The sequence below is a fragment of the Paraburkholderia unamae genome, assembly GCF_003096875.1.
GTDB lineage: Bacteria > Pseudomonadota > Gammaproteobacteria > Burkholderiales > Burkholderiaceae > Paraburkholderia > Paraburkholderia unamae.
This window is the reverse complement of sequence record NZ_QEOB01000017.1, coordinates 157,099-180,154: the sequence shown is the minus strand read 5'-3', so window position 1 is coordinate 180,154 and position 23,056 is coordinate 157,099. Positions and strand designations below refer to the sequence as shown.

General features: G+C 64.1%; 21 protein-coding genes. 8 read left to right on the top strand and 13 right to left on the bottom strand.

Annotated elements, in window-relative coordinates; genetic code table 11:
* Positions 1-252 precede the first annotated feature (252 nt).
* Both C7402_RS31445 and benB read left to right on the top strand, forming a co-directional pair.
* On the top strand, positions 253-1,647 hold the full coding sequence (locus C7402_RS31445; protein ID WP_116613414.1) for a Rieske 2Fe-2S domain-containing protein: 1,395 nt from the start codon (positions 253-255) through the stop codon (positions 1,645-1,647).
* On the top strand, positions 1,644-2,141 hold the full coding sequence (gene benB, locus C7402_RS31440; protein WP_116613413.1) for a benzoate 1,2-dioxygenase small subunit: 498 nt from the start codon (positions 1,644-1,646) through the stop codon (positions 2,139-2,141). Before C7402_RS31445 ends, benB begins: the two co-directional genes overlap by 4 nt.
* A 234-nt stretch (positions 2,142-2,375) precedes the next feature.
* Here benB and C7402_RS31435 read toward each other — a convergent pair whose 3' ends face one another.
* The 10 genes from C7402_RS31435 to C7402_RS31390 form a co-directional block, all read right to left on the bottom strand.
* Positions 2,376-3,329, bottom strand: a complete 954-nt coding sequence (locus C7402_RS31435) for an AraC family transcriptional regulator (RefSeq protein WP_116613412.1) — start codon at positions 3,327-3,329, stop codon at positions 2,376-2,378.
* 389 nt (positions 3,330-3,718) lie between these two features.
* Positions 3,719-5,782 (bottom strand): methylmalonyl-CoA mutase, encoded by a 2,064-nt coding sequence (scpA, locus tag C7402_RS31430; protein ID WP_208949037.1) that lies wholly within the window; start codon positions 5,780-5,782, stop codon positions 3,719-3,721.
* On the bottom strand, positions 5,775-6,656 hold the full coding sequence (locus tag C7402_RS31425; protein ID WP_224041560.1) for a Pnap_2097 family protein: 882 nt from the start codon (positions 6,654-6,656) through the stop codon (positions 5,775-5,777). Before C7402_RS31425 ends, scpA begins: the two co-directional genes overlap by 8 nt.
* Positions 6,640-7,908: an MSMEG_0569 family flavin-dependent oxidoreductase gene (locus tag C7402_RS31420; RefSeq protein ID WP_116613410.1), complete on the bottom strand. Its 1,269-nt coding sequence runs from the start codon at positions 7,906-7,908 to the stop codon at positions 6,640-6,642. Before C7402_RS31420 ends, C7402_RS31425 begins: the two co-directional genes overlap by 17 nt.
* A gap of 53 nt (positions 7,909-7,961) precedes the next feature.
* Positions 7,962-8,243, bottom strand: coding sequence for an MSMEG_0570 family nitrogen starvation response protein (locus tag C7402_RS31415; protein ID WP_116613409.1), 282 nt, complete (start codon positions 8,241-8,243; stop codon positions 7,962-7,964).
* 20 nt (positions 8,244-8,263) lie between these two features.
* Complete coding sequence (locus C7402_RS31410) at positions 8,264-9,307, bottom strand: sll0787 family AIR synthase-like protein (RefSeq protein WP_116613408.1); 1,044 nt, start codon at positions 9,305-9,307, stop codon at positions 8,264-8,266.
* Positions 9,304-9,843: an MSMEG_0567/Sll0786 family nitrogen starvation N-acetyltransferase gene (locus C7402_RS31405; RefSeq protein WP_116613407.1), complete on the bottom strand. Its 540-nt coding sequence runs from the start codon at positions 9,841-9,843 to the stop codon at positions 9,304-9,306. Before C7402_RS31405 ends, C7402_RS31410 begins: the two co-directional genes overlap by 4 nt.
* Positions 9,840-10,961 carry an MSMEG_0568 family radical SAM protein gene (locus C7402_RS31400; RefSeq protein ID WP_116613406.1) on the bottom strand — a complete coding sequence of 374 codons (1,122 nt, stop codon included), beginning with the start codon at positions 10,959-10,961 and terminating at the stop codon, positions 9,840-9,842. The genes C7402_RS31405 and C7402_RS31400 overlap by 4 nt, the downstream gene beginning before the upstream one ends.
* Positions 10,912-11,937: a Nit6803 family nitrilase gene (locus C7402_RS31395; RefSeq protein WP_116613405.1), complete on the bottom strand. Its 1,026-nt coding sequence runs from the start codon at positions 11,935-11,937 to the stop codon at positions 10,912-10,914. Before C7402_RS31395 ends, C7402_RS31400 begins: the two co-directional genes overlap by 50 nt.
* A gap of 18 nt (positions 11,938-11,955) precedes the next feature.
* Positions 11,956-12,438, bottom strand: a complete 483-nt coding sequence (locus C7402_RS31390) for an MSMEG_0572/Sll0783 family nitrogen starvation response protein (protein WP_112173791.1) — start codon at positions 12,436-12,438, stop codon at positions 11,956-11,958.
* A 367-nt stretch (positions 12,439-12,805) separates the two neighbouring features.
* On the opposite strand from C7402_RS31390, the gene C7402_RS31385 reads away from it, so the two are divergent.
* The gene (locus C7402_RS31385; RefSeq protein ID WP_116613404.1) at positions 12,806-14,197 is read left to right on the top strand and encodes an aminotransferase-like domain-containing protein; all 1,392 of its coding nucleotides are present in this window, start codon (positions 12,806-12,808) and stop codon (positions 14,195-14,197) included.
* Between the two features lie 166 nt (positions 14,198-14,363).
* Here the strand turns inward: C7402_RS31385 and C7402_RS31380 are convergent, their stop codons facing one another.
* The gene (locus C7402_RS31380; RefSeq protein WP_112173789.1) at positions 14,364-15,314 is read right to left on the bottom strand and encodes a LysR family transcriptional regulator; all 951 of its coding nucleotides are present in this window, start codon (positions 15,312-15,314) and stop codon (positions 14,364-14,366) included.
* Between the two features lie 177 nt (positions 15,315-15,491).
* Here C7402_RS31380 and C7402_RS31375 point away from each other — a divergent pair, with 177 nt between their 5' ends.
* From C7402_RS31375 to C7402_RS31355, 5 genes are all read left to right on the top strand, one after another.
* Positions 15,492-16,874: an MFS transporter gene (locus tag C7402_RS31375; RefSeq protein ID WP_116613403.1), complete on the top strand. Its 1,383-nt coding sequence runs from the start codon at positions 15,492-15,494 to the stop codon at positions 16,872-16,874.
* 27 nt (positions 16,875-16,901) lie between these two features.
* Complete coding sequence (locus C7402_RS31370) at positions 16,902-17,693, top strand: SDR family NAD(P)-dependent oxidoreductase (RefSeq protein ID WP_116613402.1); 792 nt, start codon at positions 16,902-16,904, stop codon at positions 17,691-17,693.
* Between the two features lie 71 nt (positions 17,694-17,764).
* Entirely contained in the window at positions 17,765-19,522 is a 1,758-nt protein-coding gene (gene ilvD / locus C7402_RS31365; protein ID WP_116613401.1) for a dihydroxy-acid dehydratase, read from the top strand.
* Positions 19,519-20,424, top strand: a complete 906-nt coding sequence (locus C7402_RS31360; protein ID WP_116613400.1) for an NAD(P)-dependent oxidoreductase — start codon at positions 19,519-19,521, stop codon at positions 20,422-20,424. Before ilvD ends, C7402_RS31360 begins: the two co-directional genes overlap by 4 nt.
* A gap of 58 nt (positions 20,425-20,482) precedes the next feature.
* Positions 20,483-21,790: an MFS transporter gene (locus C7402_RS31355; protein ID WP_112173784.1), complete on the top strand. Its 1,308-nt coding sequence runs from the start codon at positions 20,483-20,485 to the stop codon at positions 21,788-21,790.
* A gap of 164 nt (positions 21,791-21,954) precedes the next feature.
* Here the strand turns inward: C7402_RS31355 and C7402_RS31350 are convergent, their stop codons facing one another.
* Together C7402_RS31350 and C7402_RS31345 are read right to left on the bottom strand one after the other, a co-directional pair.
* Entirely contained in the window at positions 21,955-22,506 is a 552-nt protein-coding gene (locus C7402_RS31350) for a glutathione peroxidase (protein WP_116613399.1), read from the bottom strand.
* A 259-nt stretch (positions 22,507-22,765) separates the two neighbouring features.
* Positions 22,766-23,032 (bottom strand): helix-turn-helix domain-containing protein, encoded by a 267-nt coding sequence (locus tag C7402_RS31345; RefSeq protein ID WP_425273814.1) that lies wholly within the window; start codon positions 23,030-23,032, stop codon positions 22,766-22,768.
* Positions 23,033-23,056 lie beyond the last annotated feature (24 nt).

Genomic DNA, 23,056 nt, shown 5'->3' with positions numbered 1-23,056 from the left:
TCGAATGAGATCAGGCACTACTCAACCACAGAGATTGCAGCCCGATACCGGCTTGCCGACTCACGCCGCCTTTCTGTGCGCTATGAGGCCCGGTAGCGCGAACTCCCCTCACAGGCGCCTTATCGCACCCGCTAGAATTTCCCGCCCTCAAAAGCTTGCACAAATTGGATAGAAGATCTGCACTGACTGGATATGATCAACCGCTCTCCTTCATGAAAATCACTCCAATCAAAACTCATGGAGGAGCAACCAATGAATGCCTCACTCAATTCAGCGGCGGGCGTCGGCGCCATTCACCAATTGGTGTCCGATTCGGTACAAGACGATCCATCCAGCGGTCGCTTCAGGTGCCGTCGCGACATCTTCACGGATGCCGCGCTGTTCGAATACGAAATGAAGTACCTGTTCGAGCAAAACTGGGTCTTCCTGGCACACGAAAGCCAAATCGCAAATCCCAACGACTATTTCGTGTCCAACATCGGTCGCCAGCCCGTTATCATCACGCGTGACAAGAACGGTAAGCTGGGCGCCGTGATCAACGCGTGTGCGCATCGTGGCGCCGAATTGTGCCGGCGCAAGCAGGGGAACAAGGGGAGTTTCACCTGCCCGTTTCACGGCTGGACATTCAGTAATACCGGGAAGCTTCTGAAAGTGAAGGACGGGCAGGCGGACAACTACCCGGAAGGTTTCAACGTTGACGGCTCGCACGACCTGACGCGAGTCCCCTCCTTCGCCAATTATCGGGGCTTCCTGTTTGGCTCGATGAACCCGAACGTCGGGTCGATCGAAGAACACCTGGGAGGCAGCAAGGCCGTTCTTGACCAGATCATCAATCAGACGCCAGGGGAACTCGAAGTCCTGCGCGGAAGTTCCTCATACGTCTACGACGGTAACTGGAAGTTGCAAATCGAGAACGGGGCCGACGGATATCACGTTAGCGCAGTTCACTGGAATTATGTTGCTACAGTCGGTCGCCGCGACCGGTCCGACGATAATGTCCGTACGGTTGACGCCAATGCCTGGTCAAAAAGCGTCGGCGGATTCTACGCTTTCGAGCATGGCCATATCCTCTTGTGGACACGACTACTCAATCCAGAGGTCCGTCCCGTATACGGTCACCGCGAGGAATTGAAGGCACGACTCGGCGAAGCGGTAGCGGACGCTATCGTCAATCACACGCGCAACCTCTGCATTTACCCGAATCTTTACGTGATGGACCAGGTGTCCACACAGATTCGTGTCGTCCGGCCTATCTCGGTGGACAAGACCGAAGTCACGATCTATTGCTTCGGCCCCCGCGACGAGAGCGAACAGGATCGTCACACGCGAATTCGCCAATATGAGGACTTTTTTAATGTCAGCGGCATGGGAACGCCGGACGACCTTGAGGAATTCCGTGCCTGCCAAAGCGGATTTAAAGGCACCGCAGCTCAATGGAACGACCTGAGTCGAGGTGCTACCCGGTGGGTGAGTGGTCGCGACGAGAACGCTGCACGCGTCGGATATGATCCGATTCTCAGCGGAGTTCGAATCGAAGACGAGGGGCTCTTCGTGCAACAGCACCGGTACTGGTCCGAAACGATGCTGCGTAGCCTTTCCGCCGAGCAGAGTATCATCAACGTACAACCCGTCGAGGTTCTGAAATGAGCGCCTTTGAGAACCTTTATCTCGACGTCTGCGCCTTCCTCTTTCGAGAAGGACGCTTGCTTGACGATCGGAAATTCGACGAGTGGGTGGAATGCTACGACCCGGAAGCGGTATTCTGGATGCCCTGCTGGGACGACTCAGATCAGCTCGTTGACGATCCCAACAAGCATATCTCACTCATCTACTACCCAAATCGTGTTGGTCTTGAGGACCGGGTCTTCCGTCTTAACACTGAGCGTTCCGGCGCAAGTAGTCCAGAGCCTCGCACCACCCACAACATCGCTAACGTCGAGATTGTGCAGCGCGATGAGAACAGCGTCGAAGTGCGCTTTAACTGGCACACCATGAGTTACAGATACAAAACGCTCGACCACTTCTTCGGAACCTCCTGCTACACATTGAAGATCGGTTCATCTGGATTTTCCATTCTGAACAAAAAAGTCATATTGAAGAACGACTTGATTCATCAAGTTATCGACGTTTACCATGTTTGACCGCGTGTTGATAACCTGCTGAATCGATCTCGGCCGCTTGCCCCGGAAGATGTGGCGCGACGTGTCACCTGAGCTTCAGGGCAGCGGTCATCCATGCAAGGCTAGAAGAGAACTTAAACCATCGACGCTCCGGCTCTGCCACGGAATAGTCGATCATCGTGCACGGCAGTCTAGAGCGTGCCATCACGATAGCCGATGACCGCCAGAACGGTCATCATGTATAACTGGCAGATCCTACCGGGAACGGCTAAGGGTATGGGACGGCAATTCGCCGTAGCGAGCGCGGTAAGCCGCCGAGAAGCGGCTGAGGTGTGAGAAGCCGTAGCGGGTGGCAATTTCCGTAACGCTGTCCGAAGTGCGTGCGTTCAGAAGATCAGCGCGAACGCGGTCAAACTTCAGGCGTTGAATGAAACTGCGAGGGCTCTCTTTTGCATGTAATTTAAACAACGCATACATTTTTCTTAAACTGACATTTGATGCAAACGCCACGGTCTCAGGCGAGAGGTCATCATAGAGATGATCCAGTATGTACTTCTTTATCCTCTCGAAGGCCACGCTGGGTTCATGTGTCTGTCGCTCAAGCACGTTCGTTTCGAGCTGAGTGAGCAACTTGCGAACCAGGATCTGCGAATACTGACGCTGGATCTCCGGGCTGCATGTGGCGTTTTCGCTTTCTTCGCACATCAGGGCGAGCAAGCCGGCGAGTCCGTCGACACATGCAAGCGTCTGAACCGGGCGGAGGAACCGTACGCGCTTATCGCCTCTGCTATCGTTAGCTTCACAAGACATCGCCTCCACCACGTCAACCGGCAGCGTGACGATAAGCTTCTCGCAGTCGCTTGAGTATTGCACACGCGCAGGGTCTGCGGGGTTGATGACGAGAAATTCACCGGGGTTGAACTCGTAGGTATTCTGGTCGCCTGTCCACATGGAGGTTCCGCGCAATAGAACCTGCAATTGATAGGAATCACGAAGAGATTCTGTCGAGATTTCGACTCTGGCACCGTAACTGATGTTGCACAGTCCTATTTCGCATACCTTCCTTAACAGAAGACGTGCGCCAGGCTGCGTCTTGGCCGACACTCGAATTGAATGTCGGCCGACCGCGTGGTTCACGTAATCGGAGACTTCTCGAGGGTCTGCTCCATCGAACACAGCGCTTTTGCGCGATAAATAGAAGGACGGCATGGAGGTCAAGCTACCGCGTTGATTGAAGGGAGAACGTTTCTTTATTCATCCAGACCCGACCTCAGCCCATTGGAAATCGCTGCGGGAAGCCGCGTAGGCCTCTGCTAACACTGTTTGTCTCCTGGCATGGTCGACCTTGTGCTGGCCCTACAGAAACACTTGTGCACCTTGATTCGATCGGATAATAGACAGTGATCGCGTTAGCGTCCAACATCTTTTGGGTATTGTTCTATACCTTTTTTGTTGAAAAAACGTGGGGATTTCCCTTATGAAATCAAAGCCGTAGCCGAGTCTGTGCACTGCACATTTTCACCCTCGCAAGGTCCGGCGTCGGCTCGCTTGGCGTTTGCCTGAGTGCCGTCTTGCTGGTTGCCGGGCGGTGGCCCGCGTCACGCTAAAGGCGTCTTCGTTCGGCTCGCAACGCACAACAGATCGCGAACGATTTCATCGAGCGGCGTGTCCGCGCCGAATATCGCCGCTACGCCCTGCGCTTTCAGTGCTTCGCGATGCACGTGCGGAACGATGCCGCCTACGACAACAGGCGCTTCGACGCCCCGCGCGCGCATCGCGTCGATGAGTGCCGGCACAAGACTCAAGTGCCCGCCCGCGAGAGTCGAAACTCCGACGATATCGGACGAACGCAGCGCGGCCCACTCCGCAGCCACAGCCGATGTCATGAAATGCGGGCCGATTTCGACTTCGAAGCCCGCATCCGCGAGTGCCGCGGCCACGACGCGCGCTCCGCGGTCGTGACCGTCCTGGCCGAGCTTGAGCATCACCAGGCACGGCGCGCGTCCGCTCTCGCGGCGCCAGCGTGCAACAGAAGCTTTCACTGCCTCCCACGCCTCGTCTCCCCTGCGGTTATCTCCATACGCACGGGCATCGCCGCTCAGTGCCGCGGTCCAGCGCGGCCAGACACGTTCCAGCGCCGCCGTGCATTCACCGACCGTTGCGCGCGCACGAATTGCCGCTATCGCCGCGGCCAGCAAATTTCCCTCACCGGTACGCGCGACCAGCGTGAGCCGCTCCAGCGCGACACGCACACGTTGCGTGTCGCGGCCCTCGCGCAACCGGCGCAATCGATCGCACTGAAGCGCGCGCACCATTCGTCCGTCGACTTCGTGGCTGCCGCTCTCTTCATCTGCGTTGGAGCGAAAACGGTTGACACCCACCACCACATGTTCGCCCGCGTCGATCCGAGCCTGAATCCGCGCGGCGCCCCGATGCACACGTGCTTGCACCCAGCCCGAATCGATCGCGGCGATCACACCGCCCTGGGCATCGATTTCGGCAATCAGGGCGCGCACGGCGTCCGCAGTGCGTGCCGTGAGCGCCTCCATCAGATAAGAACCGGCCCATGGGTCGACCACTTCGCACAAACCCATCTCGTGCTGAAGGATCAGTTGTGTATCGCGCGCGAGCGTTGCTGCGTCCTCGCCGGGCAGCGACAGCGCCTCGTCCCAACCATTCGTATGCAAGGACTGCGTGCCCCCGAACACTGCCGCCATGGCCTCGACGGTGGTGCGCACGATGTTGTTGGGCGCGCGTCGTGCCGTCAAGGTCGATCCGGCAGTCTGGCAATGCATGCGCAACTGCATCGCGCGCGGCTCGCGTGCGCCCAGCGACCGCGCCAGCTCCGCCCACAGTACGCGGGCTGCACGCAGTTTCGCGATCTCGCCGAAGAAGTCGCGCCCTGCCGCGAAGAAGAAGCTCAACTGGCGGCATACGCCATCCACTTCGGCGCCGCCTTCGACCACCCGCCGCACGTACTCGCGCGCATTCGCGAGCGTGAGCGCGAGTTCGAGCACGCTGTCCCCTCCCGCTTCGTGAATGTGATAGCCGGAAATCGACATCGCATTGAAATGCGGCATGTGATCGAGCACGTAGCGCACCACGTCCGTCGCGATCCGCATCGAAGGCTCAGGCGCGAAAATATACGTGTTGCGCACCATGAATTCCTTGAGAATATCGTTCTGGATGGTCCCGCGTAACCGCATCGCATCAATACCCGCCTCCTCGGCCGCGACGATGAAGGCCGCGAACACCGGCAGCACAGCGCCGCTCATCGTCATCGAAACGGAAACCCGGTCGAGCGCGATGCCGTCGAACAGGCGAGCCATGTCCTCGACGGAGTCGATGGCGACTCCGGCCAGGCCCACATCGGCGGCAACGTCACCGTGATCGGAGTCGTAGCCGCGATGGGTCGGCAGATCAAAGGCGATGGAAAGCCCAGTTGCCCCGGCCTCCAGCGCACGCCGGTACGCGAGGTTTGACGCGGCGGCGTCGGCACAACCCGCGTATTGCCGGATCGTCCAGGGCCGCCCGGTGTACATGCTCGCATGCACGCCACGCAGATAAGGAAACTCGCCCGGCCGTGCGTCGAGCCACGGCACGCCTTCGAGATCCGCGGGCGTATAGAGCGGCTTGCGCGGCAAGGATGCCGTGTCATTCATGCGACCACCTTTTGTGCGTGACGACATCGGCAATGCGCACGCCGTCCCCCGCGCGCGCTATCGAGCACCAGTGCGAAAGACCGTCGTGGCCTGCATGGCGCGCGCCAAACGAAAGCGTCAGACGGTCTCCCACGTTGGCGTTGCCGTAGAAAGCCATGTCCCGCTCGACGAGACACGGCGGCGCGGACTGCGGCGCCGAGCGCCAGTGCCATTCCGCGCGCTCGACCATCGACTGGAAGCTGGCAAAGTACAGCAGATGCGCGCCGTTGAAATCGAGTGACGGACATGGCAGGTACTCCACGACATGCTGTGTGGCGTGTTCCATCCGGTCGAGCCGTCCGTGACGCGTCCAGTCGCCCGTGCGAAAGCGCTTCGCCTGGGCCGCGAGTTCGCCTGCGCCGGGCGGCGTCACGCGCTGTGGCGCACTGTCGAACATCGCTCTGCATACCGAACGATTGTCGCCACTGTGCTCACGGCGCACGAAAGTGGAGATCATCTCGACACGGGCGATCGCGCTCTCGGGTGTGAACACGCGAAAGACACCGAAATGCCTCGCGTGCGCGATGCGCTGCACGTCTGCTTCGATGGCGAAGCGTTGATGCTCGCCCACCTCTTCGAACCGCGCCTCACGCACGCGGATCGCCGTGAACGCGGCATACGACTTCTGCCCTTCGTCGTCGAAGAAGTCCGGTGTGGCGAACCCCGCCTGGCCGGCCAGCGCGTTCCAGTGCAACTGGCCGCAGGTGCGCAAAAGCCACTGCTCCGAGAGCCCCGCGAAGGCCAGCTCGGGCATGCCGGCAACGTAGTGCGTGCGCGACCCGGCCGGCGTCTGCGTCCGTCCGGGCGAGGGCGCGGTCTCACGCCGCGCGCGCATCGGGCCTCGCCTGCGCAACGATCCGCTCCGCGAGATACGAGGCGTCGCGTGCAACGCCCGAGAACCGCCCCGAACCCCAGGTATGCAACCACGGCAGCCCGAGAAAATAAAGGCCGCTCTGCGCCGTGACACCGCGCGTGTGGCCCGGATATCCACGCCCGTTGAACACCGGGAGGTCGATCCAGCCAAAGTCCGGCCGGAAGCCGATGCACCAGACGATACTGCCGATCCCGCTCGCCGCCAGATCGAGCAACTCGCGCTCCGCGTGCGGCTTCCACACCGGCTCGTACGCCTCGCCAGGCGGCGCCTGGATGCCCTCCTGCGCGATGAAACGATCGATCGACGCGTTGATGCGGTTGTAGGTCTCGTCAGCGCTGTCGAGATTTGCGCGCAGGTTCGGCGCGAATCGCAGCATCCCGGCCGCGTAATCTTCGAGCGCACCGTAAAGCGCCATCCCTTCGCGGGCGAACTTGCGCAGGTCGATATCACGGCCGCCGTCGCGCCCCGTCACATAGTGATTGGTGTTGTCGCGCACGCCCTCGCGCAAGGGATGCTCCTCGACCGGCATGTCGTAGTACTTCATGTCCGCCAGCCAGTCGACCACGTCACGGCCGCGATAGAACCGCGCACAGCGCGGGGCCTCGCCCACCGCGAGCACCACCTTGCGACCCGCCAGATGCAGGTCCTCGGCGATCTGCGCGCCCGACTGTCCCGAACCCACCACGAGCACCGCACCTTCGGGCAGCGCGGCCGGGTTGCGGTATTCCGACGACTGGATCTGGGCGATGTGGGCAGGCAGCCGTTCGGCCATGCGAGGCATGATCGGCGTGTGATAGCCGCCCGACGCCACGACAACCTGGTCGGCGCTCAATACGCCGTCCGATGTCTGCACGAGAAAGCCGCCTTGCGGACGGCGCGCAACGCGCGTGACGGCCACGCCTTCGCGAACGGGCGCATCGACGTGCCGGGCGAAGCCGTCGAGCCAGGCAATGATCTCGTCCTTCTTCATGAAGCCGTTCGGATCGTCGCCGCGATACGGATAATCCGGCAACGCGCACTGCCAGTTCGGCGTGACGAGGCAAAACGCGTCCCAGCGCTGTTCGCGCCAGGTGTGTGTGACGGTGCGCTTTTCGAGCACGACGTGATCGATGCCGGACTGCTTCAGGCAATAGCTCATTGAGAGACCAGCCTGACCGCCGCCAATGATGGCGACGCTGAAATGGGCCTCGGCGGCGGGCGCCTGAATGGACATGAAAATCTCCTTGTGCGATGGTCGCGGCGGGCACACTGCCGCGATGCTGTGATTCAATCGACGCTCACGACGGTTACGCGCGCGGCCGGTTGCGACCGGAACGGTTGAGCGGTGCGCTCGATCGCGTCCCACTGGTCGAGCGCGGACGAACACGCGTAGCCAAACTTCTGGCGCACGCGCTCGGATGCCGCCGCAAGCGCATCACGCGCGGCACCGAGAAACGCGTCGAGCGGATACTCGCCGGGGCGCAGATAGTCTCGAATGACACTCGATGGCGAATAGCAGCGCGCCTCGGTGCCGTCCGGCCAACGCACGACGAAATAAGTGACTGGCATGGATACCTCCTGGTCGAGTGCTAGAAGCGCTTGTCAATGGATACGGCGGATTCAGCGGACTCAGCGGACTCGCACGCCGCCGGGGCGAACGCCCGGGTCGCGCGACGGTCGGCGGGTACGATGAAGGGCTGTGCGTCGAGCCGCCAGACATTTCGCGTCTCGCCATGCCAGCGCACATCCACCGAGGGCTCGGACTGCATCTCCCCGATGTCCGCGCACGCGATGCCACGCGCCTCGAAACGCGCAATCACCTCGGCAACATGCTCCTCACGCACGCTCAGCAGGTAGCCATAGCTGGGGAAGATCTCCACCCAGCGCTCGAGCGGCACGCCTTCGGGCTTCGGCAGGCGGGCCAGATCGAGCGTGACACCCACACGCGAGCACTCCGCCAGCATCATCGCGGTGCCCACGATGCCGGCCATGCTGATATCCTTCGCCGCCGCGCACAGACCGTCCTCGGCAATCTGCGCGAGCAGCGCAAGGTCGGCGCGCAGGCGTTCGGCGGGCGCTTCGGTGGCCGCATTCCAGTAGGGATACGGCTCGACGAATGCACCGCGCAAATCGACCGCCATCAGCAGCCTGTCGCCCGCGCGCGCCTCGAAACTGGACAGCAGGCGCTGCGCGCGGCCAAGAATCGCCACCGCGAGTTGCGTGCGCTCGCTGCGCGCGTTGCTGTGTCCGCCCACAATGGGCACGCCGAGCTGCCGCGACGCTGCGGCCATGCCTTCGAGCACCTGAGCCGCAGGCTCGATCCCCTGGCTCCAGATGACGTCGACGACCGCAATCGGGCGCCCGCCCATGGCGCACACATCGCTCACGTTCACGAGCACCGAGCAGTAGCCCGCGAACCACGGCATCGCTTCGATCAGGTCGCTCACCATGCCTTCGGCGGCAAAGAGCAGATAGCCGTCGCCATCGGGAATCGCGGCGCAGTCGTCTCCCGCGGCCATGACCACGGACGCGTCGTGGCCCGCATCGAGCGCTGCGAGCATCGGCGCGATATCGGTCTTGTGCGCGAGACCGCGACTCGTTCGGATCGTCTCCACGATTGCGTCGAGCGTCATGCGGCCCTCCGCTGATCGACAGGGAAGCCGGCATAGGGCGTCGCGCACGGTGGATAGTGTGCGAGTTCGGCCTGCATAACGTGATGGGCACGTCCGAACGCAATCACCTCTTCAAGCGTGCGCCAGTGCAGGCGACGAAAGAGCGGCGCGTTCTGCGCCTGCACGGATGCGAGGAATCTTGTGCAGCCGAGCGCGTGGGCACTGCTCACGGCAAGACGAATAAGCGTCGCACCGATGCGTCCGTGCCGGCGGTAGTCCGCGCGCACGGCAAGCCGCGAGCCATACCAGGTGGAAGCGTCGACGGGATCCCGATGGATGCGCACGGTACCCACCACGCGGGACGCAGCCCCCTGCATGCCTTGCACGGCGACGAGCAGTTGTGCCGCGGCGTCGATCTCGTCGTGGTCGTCGCCCTCGAAAATGCCCTGTTCCGTGCAGAACACAGCACGCCGGATCGCCAGCGCGCCTTCGCGCTCCCACGGCTCACCGGCCCAGCGCACGACGATTTCGTCGTCGAAGTCGCTCACTGCGTTCATAGCGTCACCTTTTCGAACGACGAGAGCGTCGAGCATGCGCCGCACTTGCCGCACCCCGCCTTGATGTCGTCGGCACGCAAACCGGCTTCGCGAACCATCGCACCCAGCGGTGCGAGAATCGAGCGCATGAATTCGGGCGTGGGTGGCGCGAGGTCTTCGAGGGGGGTTCCCGCGATGGGGACGAACGGCACCACGAACGGATAGACGCCGATACGTACGAGTTGCTGCGCGGTGTCGAGAATGCGTTGCGGCGTGTCGCCCAGGCCCGCGAGCAGGTAGGTGCTCACCTGGCCGCGCCCGAACACGCTCACGGCCGCTTCGAACGCCTCCATGTAGCGGCTCACGGGCACCGTTGCCTTGCCGGGCATGATGTGCGCGCGCTCCGCCTCGCCGAGCACTTCCAGGTGCATGCCGAGCGTGTCGATGCCCGCCTCCCGCATGCGTCCGAACCAGCCGTCGTCGTCAGGTGGCTCGCACTGCGCCTGGATCGGCAGATTGACCGCGCGCTTGATCGCACGCGCGCTCTCGCAGAGTATGGCTGCGCCGCGGTCGGGCGTGGCCGGCGTGCCGGTCGTGAGTACCATGTGCCGCACATTGTCGAGCAGCACCGCGGCGCGCGCGACTTCCGCCAGTTGCTCCGGCGTCTTGTGCGCGACCGTACGCCCCGCCGCGAGCGACTGCCCGATCGCGCAGAACTTGCAGGCTTTCTTGCGGCTCTCGTAGCGGATACAGGTTTGCAGCACGGTGGTGGCGAGCACGTCGGTGCCATGCAGCGTGGCAATGTGCGAGTACGGTACGCCATCGAGCGTTTGCAGCTTGTAGAAGCGCGGCGGCTTCGCGAAGGCGATCTGGGCAACCGGTATGCTGCCGCGTGTGAGCAGGCTCGTGCCGTCCGCGTCCGGCGCGTTGGCGACGAAGGCGGACTGGTGCGCGCTGTGCGTATGCACCGGCACCATCAGCGCGACGCCGTCGATCATCACGGCCTTGTGGTCGGACGGACCGGCCCCACCGCGCCGCGACAGGCCCTCGGCATCGGGCTGCGCGAGCCGCAGGCCGCTCGATTGCAGCTCAGTCAAGAGTCGCAGACTCGATTCCGGTAGATTGACGCTGGCATTCATCGTGGAAGCTCCATGAAGCGGTGACGCTCGTGTCGTCGAGAGAGAAAACAGGCGTGGCGGCACGCTCGTTGATTGCGAGGCTCAGCAGTTCGGGCCGCGCATAGTGACCGACCGAATCCATCATGCGTTTGCGCTTGGTGATGAGCGCCATGTCCAGATCGGCGATCACCATGCCTTCACCTTCGCGCAGCGGCGGGGCCAGGTGCTGGCCCTCGGGCGAGACGATGGCCGCGTTGCAGCCGCCGCGCAGCGCTTTTTGCAGCTTGGGGTCGCTGGTGATGGATGTGATCTGGGCGTCGCTGAGCCAGCCTGTCGCGTTGACGACAAAACAGCCCGACTCCAGCGCGTGATGGCGGATCGTGACTTCGATCTGCTCGGCAAAGATCGGCCCGACCAGCGAGCCCGGAAACTGGCTGCAATGAATCTCTTCGTGCTGCGTCATCAGCGCGTATCGCGCCAGCGGGTTGTAGTGTTCCCAGCACGCGAGCGCACCCACGCGCCCCACGGCCGTGTGCGCGACCTTCAGGCCGGCCGCATCGCCCTGCCCCCAGATCATGCGTTCATGGAACGTCGGCGTGAGCTTGCGGCGCTTCACCTTGATCTGGCCGTCCGCATCGAAAATGAGTTGCGTGTTGTAGAGGCTGCCGTGATCGCGCTCGTTCACGCCGAGCACGATCACCATGCCGTGCTCGCGCGCAAGCGCGCCGACGGTTTCCGTGACCGGACCGGGTATCGTCACCGCCTGCTCGTACAGCCGCAGATGCTCCGCGCCCGACTGCACGGGCGGCAGCACGAACGAGAAGTACGGGTAGTACGGCAGAAACGTTTCGGGAAACACGGCCAGTTGCACGCCCTCGCGCGCGGCGCTGACGATCGCGTCGCCGACGCGCGCGAGCGTGCCCGTGCACGATTCGAGATCCGGCGCAATCTGCACGGCGGCGGCGCGAACGATGCGGTTCGTGGATTGGATCGACATGGCGATACCCGTGTGCGCTCAGACAGTCCAGGTGTCGATCACGAGCGCGTTCGACTTGCGATGCAGCAGTTTCAGGTCGAGCACGTCGAGCGGATTGATGGGCCGCACGCCTTCTATCAGCGAGGCCTCGCCGTGGCCGTAGAGCGCCTGTAGCGCGAAACGGCACGCGTAGACCTTGCCGCCTTCGGCCATGAACTTCATGATCTGGTTGTTGAAGTTCAGATGCCCCGGAAACGCTTCGGCGCCGAGCGTCGGGAAACCACGCTGCACCCCCAGCATCACACCGGGACCGTAGAGCAGAATCGAGGTTTCAAAGCCCTTGCGCTGCAACCGCGTGGCCTGAAGCATGTTGACGAAGCCAATGGAGCCTTCGAACGCGACTGTGTGGAACGTGACGAGCGCTTTCTCGCCGGGTTCCGCCTTGACGTCCTCGAACACCTTCTCCTCATAGTCGACGAGAAAGTCGCCGGTCTTGTGGGCGGGCGTGGTGATGGCGGGCATGATGTGACTCCGTTGAATGATTGAGGACTGTGGCCGACCCGTGGCCGGCGCCTCTCTTTTTGCAACGGCTATGCCATCTGGCGGCACGCGTCATGCAATCAATACCCAATCAATTCGACGTGCCGCGAATGATCCACGCAGATTTTTTTCGTGAAGTGCGTGCCACCCCCTTTCGCGTGACATGGCGTGCAAACCGCATGAAATGGCTCACGCCCTGGTGCTGGGCAATATGCAATCACTTTCGGTGCATGCGCGCATCAATTCGGATCATTCGATGCAATCACTCACAATCAATTGTTTATTTTCCGCCGTGGATTCTCACTAGAATGAATGAGCCCATCTTCACCCGATCGCACGCGCACGCTCCATGTCGAATTTCACCACTCACTGGCTGAAACGGCTCGCCGAAAGCGACAAGCCCGTTTATCAGACCATTCCCGATCTCATCGAAGAGGACGTTGCGAGCGGCCGTTTGCGCCCGCGTGACCGGCTTCCCGCGCTGCGAGATCTCTCCGATGCACTCAAGATCAACTACACGACGCTCGCGCGCGGCTATGCCGAGGCACGCAAGCGGGGCCTGATCGATTCGCGCGCAGGCAGCGGATCCTATGTGCGCGGCCGGCCACCGGCCGTGCCGCTGCGCGCGGGTACGGCGCTGGAAATGACCATGAACATGCCGCCCGAGCCGCCGGACATGAGGGCGCTGCTCGCGGAATCGGCGGCACGGATCGTTGGCGCGGCCGACCCGTGGTCCATGTTGCGTTATCAGGATTTTGGCGGCTCGCAGTTCGAGCGCAGCACGGCCAGCCAGTGGCTGCGCCACACGCTGCCTTCGCATCGCCCGGATGGCTTGCTGGTCTGCCCCGGCATTCACAACGCGCTTGTTGCGCTGCTGCTGCGGCTCGTGAAACCCGGCGAAACGATCTGCACCGATTGCCTGGCCTATCCCGGCCTGAAGGTGATCGCGAATCAACTGGGCATGCCGCTCGCCCCGTTGCCGCGCGACGAAGACGGCATCAACGCCACGGCGTTCGAAGCGCTCTGCAAGACTCGCAAGCCCGGAGTGCTTTACTGCAATCCCACACTTCAGAATCCGACGACGCGCACGCTCTCACAGAATCGCCGCGAGCATATCGCCGATATCGCGCTGCGCTATAACGTGCCCATCATCGAGGACGACGCGTACGGCATGCTCTGCGAAGCGCCGCCCGTGGCGCTTGCAACGCTCGCGCCCGAACTCACCTACTACGTGACAGGCATGTCGAAGTGCTTCGGTGCGGGATTGCGTGTGGCGTTCGTCGTTGCACCGAGCGCGCGCCATGCCGAGCGTCTATCGGGGGCGCTGCGCGCGACCACGGTCATGGCGAGCCCGTACATGTCGCATCTCGCCGCGTGCTGGATCGAGAGCGGGGTGGCTCAGCAGATGCTTGAAGCCATTCGTAACGAGTGCATGGTGCGCCAGCAAATTGCGGCGCAGGTGTTCGCTGCACGCGAGTTCGAAGCGTCGAAGGACTGCTTTCACCTCTGGCTCAAGGTCCCGCGCGAAACGGGATGGAGCGCGTCGGAACTCGCTTCGCATCTGCGCACGAAGCAAATTGGCGTGGTGTCTGGTGCGGCGTTCAGCACCGACGGGAATCCACCCAACGCCGTACGCATCTGTCTCGGCGGTCCCAGCGACGCGCTGGGAATAGAAGAGTCACTGCATCTCGTCGCCGACATGCTCGATCATCCGGATCATCTGCATTCGCCGTTGCTATAGAGGACACCTCAATCGAGCAGAACGCCGTGTATCCGGTTAATGGTAGCCGTGCGTCCGGTGCGATGCCCATAAGCGAAACCTCGTTCATGGCGCTCTCCTCTATCGTCAACCGAACTGTCTATCGTCGAACGGCCACTGAAGGTCCAGCGCCGGCGTTGCGCCCCGCTCAATCCTTGCGCATTTCGTTGCCGGCTTCCTTGAGACACTCCACGAACAGTTGCCCGGCGCCCTGAAGCGCGTCGGCACGCCAGTACGCAACCACCTCGGTCAACGGTTCGAGCGGCGCCAGCGGCAGGATGCGCATGTGGCCGCGCATGGCGTGCTGGCGCGCCGTGGAAAGCGGCAGGATCGCGACGAATTCGCCGTGCGTGAGCAGCGTGACATTCAGCGAAAGGGAACTCGATTCGACGTTGCTCGCCCCCGGCACGATGCCGTGCGACGAGAGCGTCTCGATCAGCGTCGCATAGGCCGGTGAACCGTGCAGCGGCGTGATCCAGCGGCAATTGCGCAGGTCGTCCCACTCGACGGCCTGATCGACCTGCCCGAGCGGATGATGGGCGCTCGCCACGAACACGAACGGCTCGCTATGGAGCGCTTCCTGGCGCAACTGCGTTTGCGCGGTCGGTATGCGGTTGCGTCCTATGGCGATGTCGAGTTCGCCCTCGTCGAGCATCTTGATGAGCCGGTCCAGCGTGCCTTCGACGAACGACAGCGACGCCGCCGGCGCGCGGCGAAGAAAGAGCTGCACGGCATTCGCCGTGAGCGGCTCGGGAATCGTCACCACGGCGCCAAAGCGCACGTGCCCGCCCGTGCCCGTGGCGAGCGCGTTCACGTCGCGGCGCGCAAGTTCGAGATGGCGCAGTATCTCGCGCCCGCACGCGACGATCACCGTGCCGATGGCGGTGAGTTCGAGCGCATTGCCGACCCGGTTCACGACGCTCACCGCCATTGCCTGCTCGATCTCGGCGATCTGTCTGGAGACGGCCGGCTGCGTCACGTGAAAAGCCGCGGCCACGCGCGTGACCTGGCCAAGATCGGCCAGCGCGACGAGGATGCGCAAGTGCGCGAGCTTCAGTCCGCTGCGGAAGAACCGGTCGATGGGCGCGTCGTTTTGCATAGGGGTTTCCCGTATCCGGTATACCAATTTGGTTATGTGCGATACCGAAAGAGTGATTTGCGGCAGTCCATCGCGGGCGGCTACTCTTGCGCTTCAGGCTCGTCGCGAGTTTTACATGCAGGCGAAGCATAACAAAGCCGGCAGGTGAGAACGCCACACCGGCGTACTGGAGACACCATGAGCACCCAGCCATCCGGCGCGAAAGCCACATCGGCCGCCTGCGCCGATGTCGCCGCCGCGGCGCACGCGCATGCCCACCCCGCCACCGATCCCGCGCGCCTCGCCCTCTACCGCAAGCTCGCGCGGCGCATCGTGCCGTTTCTCTTTCTGGCGTTCGTCGTCGCCTATATCGACCGCGTCAACGTCAGCTTCGCGAAGTTGCAAATGCTCGCCGACCTGCAACTCAGCGAGACCGTCTACGGTGTCGGCGCGGGCATTTTCTTTCTCGGCTATTTCATCTTCGAGGTGCCGAGCAATCTGATCCTCAATCGCGTCGGTGCACGGCGCTGGATCGCTCGCATCATGATCTCCTGGTCGATCGTGTCGAGCCTCACGATGTTCGCGAGCGGGCCCGCCTCCTTCTACACGCTGCGCTTCCTGCTGGGCGTGGCGGAGGCCGGCTTCTTTCCGGGCGTCGTGCTCTACCTGTCGAACTGGTTTCCTTCTACACGGCGCTCGCAGATCATCGCGCTCTTCATGGCGGCGATTCCCGTCTCGGGCGCGATTGGCGGCCCGCTGTCCGGCTGGGTGATGGCGCATCTGGGCGGCGCGCTCGGGCTTGCGGGCTGGAAGTGGCTGTTCGTTGTCGAAGGCCTCGCTTCGCTGCTCGTGGGCTTCGCCGCGTTCTTCATGCTGCACGACCGGATCGACTCCGTGCGCTGGCTCGACGCCGCCGAAAAGTCGCTGCTCACGGCCGACCTCGCCCGCGACGCGCACACGCGCGTCGAGCAAACGGTGGGCAGTGCGTTTGCGAGCCCGCGCGTCTGGCTGCTCGGCCTGCTGTACTTCTGCATCGCCATGGGCAACTACGGCCTCGCCTTCTGGGTGCCGACGATCATCAAGGCGAGCGGCGTCGCCAGCGTGAGCAACATCGGCTGGCTTTCGGCCGTGCCGTCGCTCATCAGCATCGCGGCGATGGTGGCGATCGCGCGGTACGCCGATCGCCGTGGCGAGCGCCGCCGGCCCGTGGCGATCTGCTGCGTGCTTGGTGCGCTCGGCCTGCTCGCCTCCGTCCTGTTCGCGGCGACGCCGGCCGTGGCCGTCGCCGCGCTGGTGGTCGCCGCCATCGGCATCAATTCGATTGCGCCGGTGTTCTGGGGCATTCCGACCGCGCTGTTCGGCGGCGCGGGCGCCGCCGCGGCCATCGCCGTCATCAATTGCACGGGAAATCTCGCGGGTTTCGTGAGCCCGTTCCTCGTCGGCTGGCTGTCCGATCTGAGCGGCGGCAAGCTGCTGCCGGGCATGCTCGCCATTGCTGTCGCTCTGCTCATTGGCGCAGCGCTCGTGCTGACGCTGCGAGCCGCGCCGCCGCCTCAAGGGGCGGCTACCGGCAGCCACTGATTCACCGCCTGGTTCAAGGAAATCAACATGACGCAAACCGCAGCTCCGGTCTGCATGATCACGGGTGCCGCAAGCGGCATCGGCGCCGCCACGGCCATTCGTTTCGCACGCGCGGGCTGGTCCGTCGCCATCGGCAACTTCGACGACGCCACACGGCCCGGCGCGCTCGCCATCGAGGAGCAATGCCGCACGCTCGGCGCGCAAACGCTGATGTTCGACGCCGACGTTGCCGACGCCGCCGCCTGCCGGCGCGCTGTCGACGCCGTGGCAACGCGCTGGCAGCGCATCGACGCCCTCGTCAACTGCGCGGGCACGACGCGCGTGATCCCCCATCACGCGCTCGACGACATCGACGCCGCCGAGTTCGAGCGTATCTATCGCGTGAATACGATCGGCCTCTTCCAGATGACGCGCGCTGCCGCGCCGCTGCTGCGCGAATCCGCGAGCGCGACGCGTAGTGCGAGCGTCATCAATATCTCTTCCCTCGCGGGCTTGAACGGCACCGGCTCGTCAATCGCCTACGCCGCCTCGAAAGGGGCCGTCAACACGATGACCCTCTCGCTCGCTCGTTCGCTTGCGCCGCGCGTGCGCGTGAACGCGATCGCGCCGGGCATGGTCGACGACGGCCTGTTGCTGCGCTCGCTCGAACCCTCGCAATATCGCGAAGTGCTCGGCCGCATGACGGCGAACTCGCCGCTCAAGCGTGTCTCGCAGCCCTCGGAAATCGCCGATCTCGCATTCTTCCTGGCGGACCAGGCGCCCGCGATCACCGGCCAGGTCATTGCGGCCGAAAACGGCTTCTTGCTCGTGACCGCGTGACCCGGGCGAAATCGCCCAATCCATTCTTGCACGTTGCGCATGCAACGAATCGACATCTCCACGATACGACCATGACCGATCTTCACAAGCACCGCTCACGGATGGTGACCGACGGCGTCACGCGCGCACCGCATCGCGCGTTCCTGCGCGCGACCGGGCTCGACGACGCCTCGATGCAAAAGCCCTTCGTCGCCATCGTCGACACCTTCGGCGAGAACACGCCCTGCTCCATGTCGCTCAACCAGGTTTCCGACAATGTTCGCCTTGGCGTGGCCGCGGGCGGCGGCGTGCCGATTCGCGGCACGGCGATCTCGGTTTCGGACGGCACCTCCATGAACCACGCGGGCATGCGCATGAGCCTCGTCTCGCGCGAAGTGATCGCGGACAGCGTGGAGTTGTTCGTGCGCGCGCACGGCTACGACGCCATCGTCGGCGTGGCCGGTTGCGACAAGACGCTCCCTGGCATGCTGATGGGCATGGTGCGCGTGAACGTTCCGGGGGTGTTCCTGTTCGGCGGCGCGATGCTGCCCGGCAGCGCACCAGGCGCGATTCCCGGCGGCGCGGGCCACGGGCTTCAGCGTCAGGCGACCATCCTCAATGCGATCGAGGCCGTGGGCGCCGCGCAGCGCGGTGACATCTCGCGCAGCGAACTCGACGCCATTGAAAAGCAATGCACGCCGACAGCCGGTTCCTGCCCCGGCCAGTTCACCGCGAACACCATGGCGATGGTGGCCGAAACGCTGGGGCTCGCGCCGCTCGGCTCGGCGATGGTGCCCGCCGTCTACAGCGAGCGCATCGGCATCGCGCGGCGCGCCGGCGAGACCGTGATGCGCGCCTTGCGCTCGGGCGGGCCGCTGCCGCGGGACCTCGTCACCGTGAAGAGCCTGGAGAACGCCTGCGCGGCCGTGGCCGCGACGGGCGGCTCGACCAACGCATGTCTGCACATCCCGGCGATCGCGCACGAGGCGGGCATCCGCTTCACGCTCGACGACGTCGAACGCGTGTTCGCGCGCATTCCCTTGATCGGCGACCTGCAACCGGGCGGCCGCTATCTCGCGCAGGATCTCCATCACGCGGGCGGCGTGCCCGCCGTGCTCAACGCGCTGCTGGCGGGCGGTCATCTGCATGGCGACACGCTCACGCTCGAAGGCACGACGCTCGCGCAAGCGCTTGCACAATTCAGCGGCCCCGACGGCGAAGTGGTGCGCGCCTGCGACGCCCCGCTCTCGCACAACGGCGGCCTCGTGATCCTGCGCGGCAACCTCGCGCCAGACGGCGCGTGCCTGAAGATCGCGGGCCTGAAGTCGCTGACGTTCAAGGGCGTCGCGCGCATTTTCGAGTGCGAGGAGGACTGCATGGCGGTGGTCGCGGCGCGAAGCTATCGCGAAGGCGACGTGCTGGTGATCCGCAACGAGGGGCCGCGCGGCGGCCCCGGCATGCGCGAAATGCTGAGCGTGACGGCGGCGATCTACGGTCAGGGCATGGGCGAGAAAGTCGCCCTGCTCACCGACGGACGCTTCTCCGGCGCCACGCGCGGCATGTGTATCGGCTACGTGGGGCCCGAGGCGGCCGAAGGCGGCCCGATCGCGCTGCTGCGTGACGGCGACCGCATTCGCATCGATGCGCGCGAGGGCGTGCTGCACGTCGAGCTTGCCAACGAGGAACTTGCGCAGCGCCGTGCGCAAATGCCCCCGCACAAGCCGAAGCGGCTGGCCGGCGTGCTCGAAAAGTATGCGGCGCTCGTGCGGCCCGCGCATCTGGGCGCGGTCACGCATTCGGGCAACCTCGACTGGCCCTACGACGCCCCCACGCATGGAGACACCGTATGAGCACCACGCTGCAAAGCGAGCAAGCTGCGTTGAGCGTCGGCTTTTGCGGACTGGGCAAGATGGGGCTGCCGATGGCCAGGCGTCTCGTCGAAGCGGGGTATCGCACCGCGCTCTGGAACCGTTCCGCGGAAAAGGCGCACACGCTGTGCGCGACGACGCAGGGGATGTCCGCCGTTGGCGCAACGCCTGCCGACGTGGCCGCGCAAAGCGACGTCGTCATGCTGTGTCTCGCCGACCATGCGTCGGTCGAAGAGGTCGCCTTCGGCCCGCAAGGGCTCGCGCACGGGGCGAGGCGCGGCGCAATCGTCGCGGATCATTCGACCATGGCGCCCGCGCAGGCCCAGGCACTCGCGCGGCGATGGCGCGCCGAAACGGGCGGCGCGTGGATCGACGCGCCCGTCTCCGGCGGCACGGCCGGCGCGACGGCGGGCACGCTCGCGGTGATGGCGGGCGGCGACGCCGGGCACATCGCCACCGCCACCGCGCCGATGACGGCCTACGCTGCGCGTGTGACGCGCATGGGCGAGAGTGGCGCAGGCCAGGCAACCAAGCTCGCGAACCAGGTCATCGTGATGACGACCATCGCCGCCATTGCGGAAGCCACGCGGCTCGCGCAGCGCACCGGCATCGACGCCGCGAGCATACCCAGCGCGCTCGCCGGCGGATGGGCCGATTCCGTCCTGCTGCAAACACTGCAACCGCGTATGATCGTCGCGCCCGTGCAACCGAGCGGCACGATCCGCACGATGCTCAAGGACCTCGACGCCGTCGAAGCGTTCGCATGCGCGCACGGCGCGGCGCTGCCCGTCGCCGCGCTCGTGCGCCGCTGGCTCACGCGAGCCGTCGAACAAGGCCTGGCCGACGCGGACATTTCGCAAATCGCGACCGTCGACCCCGACTAGCCCCACTCATCGTTCATCGCTCATCGCTCATCGACACCAAAAAAACACGGAGACAAGCATGCCAACCCTCGAATCGAGCACTGCGCTCGGCGCCTCCAGTGAACGCCTCAGCGCGAGCCAGTGGCGGCTGATCATTCTTGCCAGCCTCGGCGGCGCGCTCGAATTCTATGATTTCGTCGTCTACGGCGTGTTCGCGCAATTCATCGGCGCGGCGTTCTTTTCGATGCTCGACCCGATGATGTCGCTGGTCATGTCGTTCGCCGTGTTCGCCATCGGCTATCTGTCGCGGCCCCTGGGCGGCGCGGTCCTGAGCTGGTTCGGCGACCGCTATGGCAGGCGGCGCGTGTTTATCGTCTCCGTGATCGTCGTTTCGCTTTCGACGATCGGCATGGGTCTCGTGCCCACCTACGCAAGCTGGGGGCTTGCGGCAACCTTCACGATGATCGGCCTGCGCCTCATCCAGGGCTTCTGCCTTGGCGGCGAGCTGCCCGGCTCGATCACCTATGTGGTCGAAACGGTGCCCCGGCGGGCGGGCTTCGTTTGCGGCATCGTGTTCTTCTGCGTGAATTCCGGCGTGTTGCTCGCGGCGCTCATGAACCTGTTCGTGCACGCCGCGCTCGCACCGGCCGACGTCCCCGCCTATGGCTGGCGCATTGCGTTCGTGTTCGGCGGCCTGATCGGGCTGCTGGGGTTCTGGCTGCGCCGCAAGCTCGAGGAAACGCCCGAATTCGCGAACATGAAGCACCTCGCCTCGAAGCGCCCGTTCACGGAATTGTGGCGCAAGCATTGGCGCGCCGTGGTGTGCGGCATTCTCACCACGGCCGCCACCGCGGGCTACAACGGCCTGCTGTTCGCGCACATGCCGGCTTACCTCGACAAGGTGCTCCATTACGATCCGCACACCGTCGCGATCGCGCAGAACGTTGCGCTCGCAACGGCATCGATCGGCATCCTGATCGTGGGCTATCTCGGCGACCATGTGCCACGGCGGCTGTTGATGCGCGCAGGCGCGCTGATTCTCGTCGTGCTGTCGCTGCCGTTCTACTCGGTGCTCGTCGCGCACGGCATGGACCTCGTCACGCTGATGCTGCTGGGCGGGCTGGGCGCCGCGCTGATCAACGGCACGTTCGCCTGCATCATCGCCGACATGTTCCCCACGCGCGTACGCTTTAGCGGCGTGGCGATCGCGTTCAATCTCAGCTTTACGATCTTCAGCGGAACGGCGCCGTTGATCGGCACCTGGCTGATCGGCAAGATGGGCACCCCGCTCGCTCCAGCATGGTTCATGACGGCGTGCGCGCTCCTCACGTTCGCCGCGACGTTCGCACTCAAAGGGTTGAGCGGGAAGATCGGCGTGGCCGAGTGAAGGCCTCGCCGCAGAATCGGCACCGTCAGTGTGTATGGACGAATGCCGAGCCTATGGAGCGCCTCGACGACGCGAGGGGCAGCCGCAGGTCGACCGCATCGGTGATCGGCGACACCGGTGCGGGTCGGTTGCGGAGCGTCTCGATCGAGTTCCGGGGCCGGCGCTTACGGCGCCTTCGCGAGTTCGGCGTCGATCGCGCTCACCAAAGCGGCGTCGTCGGCACTCACGTTCGGTGCGAAGCGCCCCACCACCTTGCCTTCGCGGCTCACCAGAAATTTTTCGAAGTTCCACAGCACGTCGGGGGCGGGATTCGGTTCGATACCGTACCCCTTCAGCCGCTCGCGGAAAGGACCGTCGCCCGTGGCTTGCGGTTGCGCCAGGGTCAACTCGCGATAGAGCGGATGCTGGTCCGCGCCGACGACCGAAATCTTCGAGAACAACGGAAACTCCACACCGTAGGTCGCGGTGCAGAACGCCAGAATTTCTTCATTCGCGCCAGGCTCTTGCCCCTTGAAGTTGTTTGCGGGAAACGCGAGGACTTCCAGACCGCGCTCGCGCTTGTCTTTGTAGAGCGCCTCCAGGCCCTCGTATTGCGGCGTCAGCCCGCACTTCGAAGCCACGTTCACGACCAGCAGCACCTTGCCCTGGAAGGGCCGCAGGGTCGTTGGCGTGCCGTCGATCGCGTTCACGGGAATGTCGTAAAGCGTCGTGCTCATGTCTAGCTCCTTCTGGTTTGAACCGGTCGATGCGATGTTCGAAGGCACGGTTGCCCCCGATATCGTCGCCAAGCATAGCAGGGGTAAGAGACAAGCGTAGCGCGGGCAGCGGAGCGCAAGGAGCGACGGGTTTGCGCAAGTTGACATCTCGCGTCGTGCGGACTCGACCCGCTGAAGGGGCCCTCGATGCCGCGAATAGAACAGGTGCGAAGCGCTTCGCGCATGCGCACCGGCAACGTCGCTCCGCACTGCGGCAAGGTCAAGCAGACAGCGCGTGGTTGGCTGTTGCGGCCTGCGGCCGGTAATTGCCCGGCCTCGCGCGCTTGCCTGACACGAGGCCTTCGGACCCATGTTCGCGCAATCGCGCCGCCCGCCGACGAATCTGGCGAGTCGTCAGCCCGAAACGTTCTGCGGCGCGCGTGGGCGTGAGCCTGCCGTCCACCACATCCTGAATGGCCTTGAATCGGTCAACTTCACGCATCGTCATCGTGATCGTCCCAGTCGCGCTCATCGCCGGCGCTTCCATGTGGATGTCCGACACTCGACCTGC

Excerpts from the sequence above, each read along its gene's own strand:
- C7402_RS31345 (WP_425273814.1), bottom strand. The coding sequence starts at position 23,032 with ATGGAAGCGCCGGCGATGAGCGCGACTGGGACGATCACGATGACGATG.
- C7402_RS31415 (WP_116613409.1), bottom strand. The coding sequence starts at position 8,243 with ATGCCAGTCACTTATTTCGTCGTGCGTTGGCCGGACGGCACCGAGGCG.
- C7402_RS31370 (WP_116613402.1), top strand. The coding sequence starts at position 16,902 with ATGACGCAAACCGCAGCTCCGGTCTGCATGATCACGGGTGCCGCAAGC.
- C7402_RS31350 (WP_116613399.1), bottom strand. The coding sequence starts at position 22,506 with ATGAGCACGACGCTTTACGACATTCCCGTGAACGCGATCGACGGCACG.
- C7402_RS31435 (WP_116613412.1), bottom strand. The coding sequence starts at position 3,329 with ATGCCGTCCTTCTATTTATCGCGCAAAAGCGCTGTGTTCGATGGAGCA.
- ilvD (WP_116613401.1), top strand. The coding sequence starts at position 17,765 with ATGACCGATCTTCACAAGCACCGCTCACGGATGGTGACCGACGGCGTC.
- C7402_RS31355 (WP_112173784.1), top strand. The coding sequence starts at position 20,483 with ATGCCAACCCTCGAATCGAGCACTGCGCTCGGCGCCTCCAGTGAACGC.
- C7402_RS31410 (WP_116613408.1), bottom strand. The coding sequence starts at position 9,307 with ATGACGCTCGACGCAATCGTGGAGACGATCCGAACGAGTCGCGGTCTC.
- C7402_RS31360 (WP_116613400.1), top strand. The coding sequence starts at position 19,519 with ATGAGCACCACGCTGCAAAGCGAGCAAGCTGCGTTGAGCGTCGGCTTT.
- C7402_RS31400 (WP_116613406.1), bottom strand. The coding sequence starts at position 10,961 with ATGAATGCCAGCGTCAATCTACCGGAATCGAGTCTGCGACTCTTGACT.
- scpA (WP_208949037.1), bottom strand. The coding sequence starts at position 5,782 with ATGAATGACACGGCATCCTTGCCGCGCAAGCCGCTCTATACGCCCGCG.
- benB (WP_116613413.1), top strand. The coding sequence starts at position 1,644 with ATGAGCGCCTTTGAGAACCTTTATCTCGACGTCTGCGCCTTCCTCTTT.
- C7402_RS31425 (WP_224041560.1), bottom strand. The coding sequence starts at position 6,656 with ATGCGCGCGCGGCGTGAGACCGCGCCCTCGCCCGGACGGACGCAGACG.
- C7402_RS31380 (WP_112173789.1), bottom strand. The coding sequence starts at position 15,314 with ATGCAAAACGACGCGCCCATCGACCGGTTCTTCCGCAGCGGACTGAAG.
- C7402_RS31390 (WP_112173791.1), bottom strand. The coding sequence starts at position 12,438 with ATGCCCGCCATCACCACGCCCGCCCACAAGACCGGCGACTTTCTCGTC.
- C7402_RS31420 (WP_116613410.1), bottom strand. The coding sequence starts at position 7,908 with ATGTCCATTCAGGCGCCCGCCGCCGAGGCCCATTTCAGCGTCGCCATC.
- C7402_RS31405 (WP_116613407.1), bottom strand. The coding sequence starts at position 9,843 with ATGAACGCAGTGAGCGACTTCGACGACGAAATCGTCGTGCGCTGGGCC.
- C7402_RS31445 (WP_116613414.1), top strand. The coding sequence starts at position 253 with ATGAATGCCTCACTCAATTCAGCGGCGGGCGTCGGCGCCATTCACCAA.
- C7402_RS31375 (WP_116613403.1), top strand. The coding sequence starts at position 15,492 with ATGAGCACCCAGCCATCCGGCGCGAAAGCCACATCGGCCGCCTGCGCC.
- C7402_RS31395 (WP_116613405.1), bottom strand. The coding sequence starts at position 11,937 with ATGTCGATCCAATCCACGAACCGCATCGTTCGCGCCGCCGCCGTGCAG.
- C7402_RS31385 (WP_116613404.1), top strand. The coding sequence starts at position 12,806 with ATGTCGAATTTCACCACTCACTGGCTGAAACGGCTCGCCGAAAGCGAC.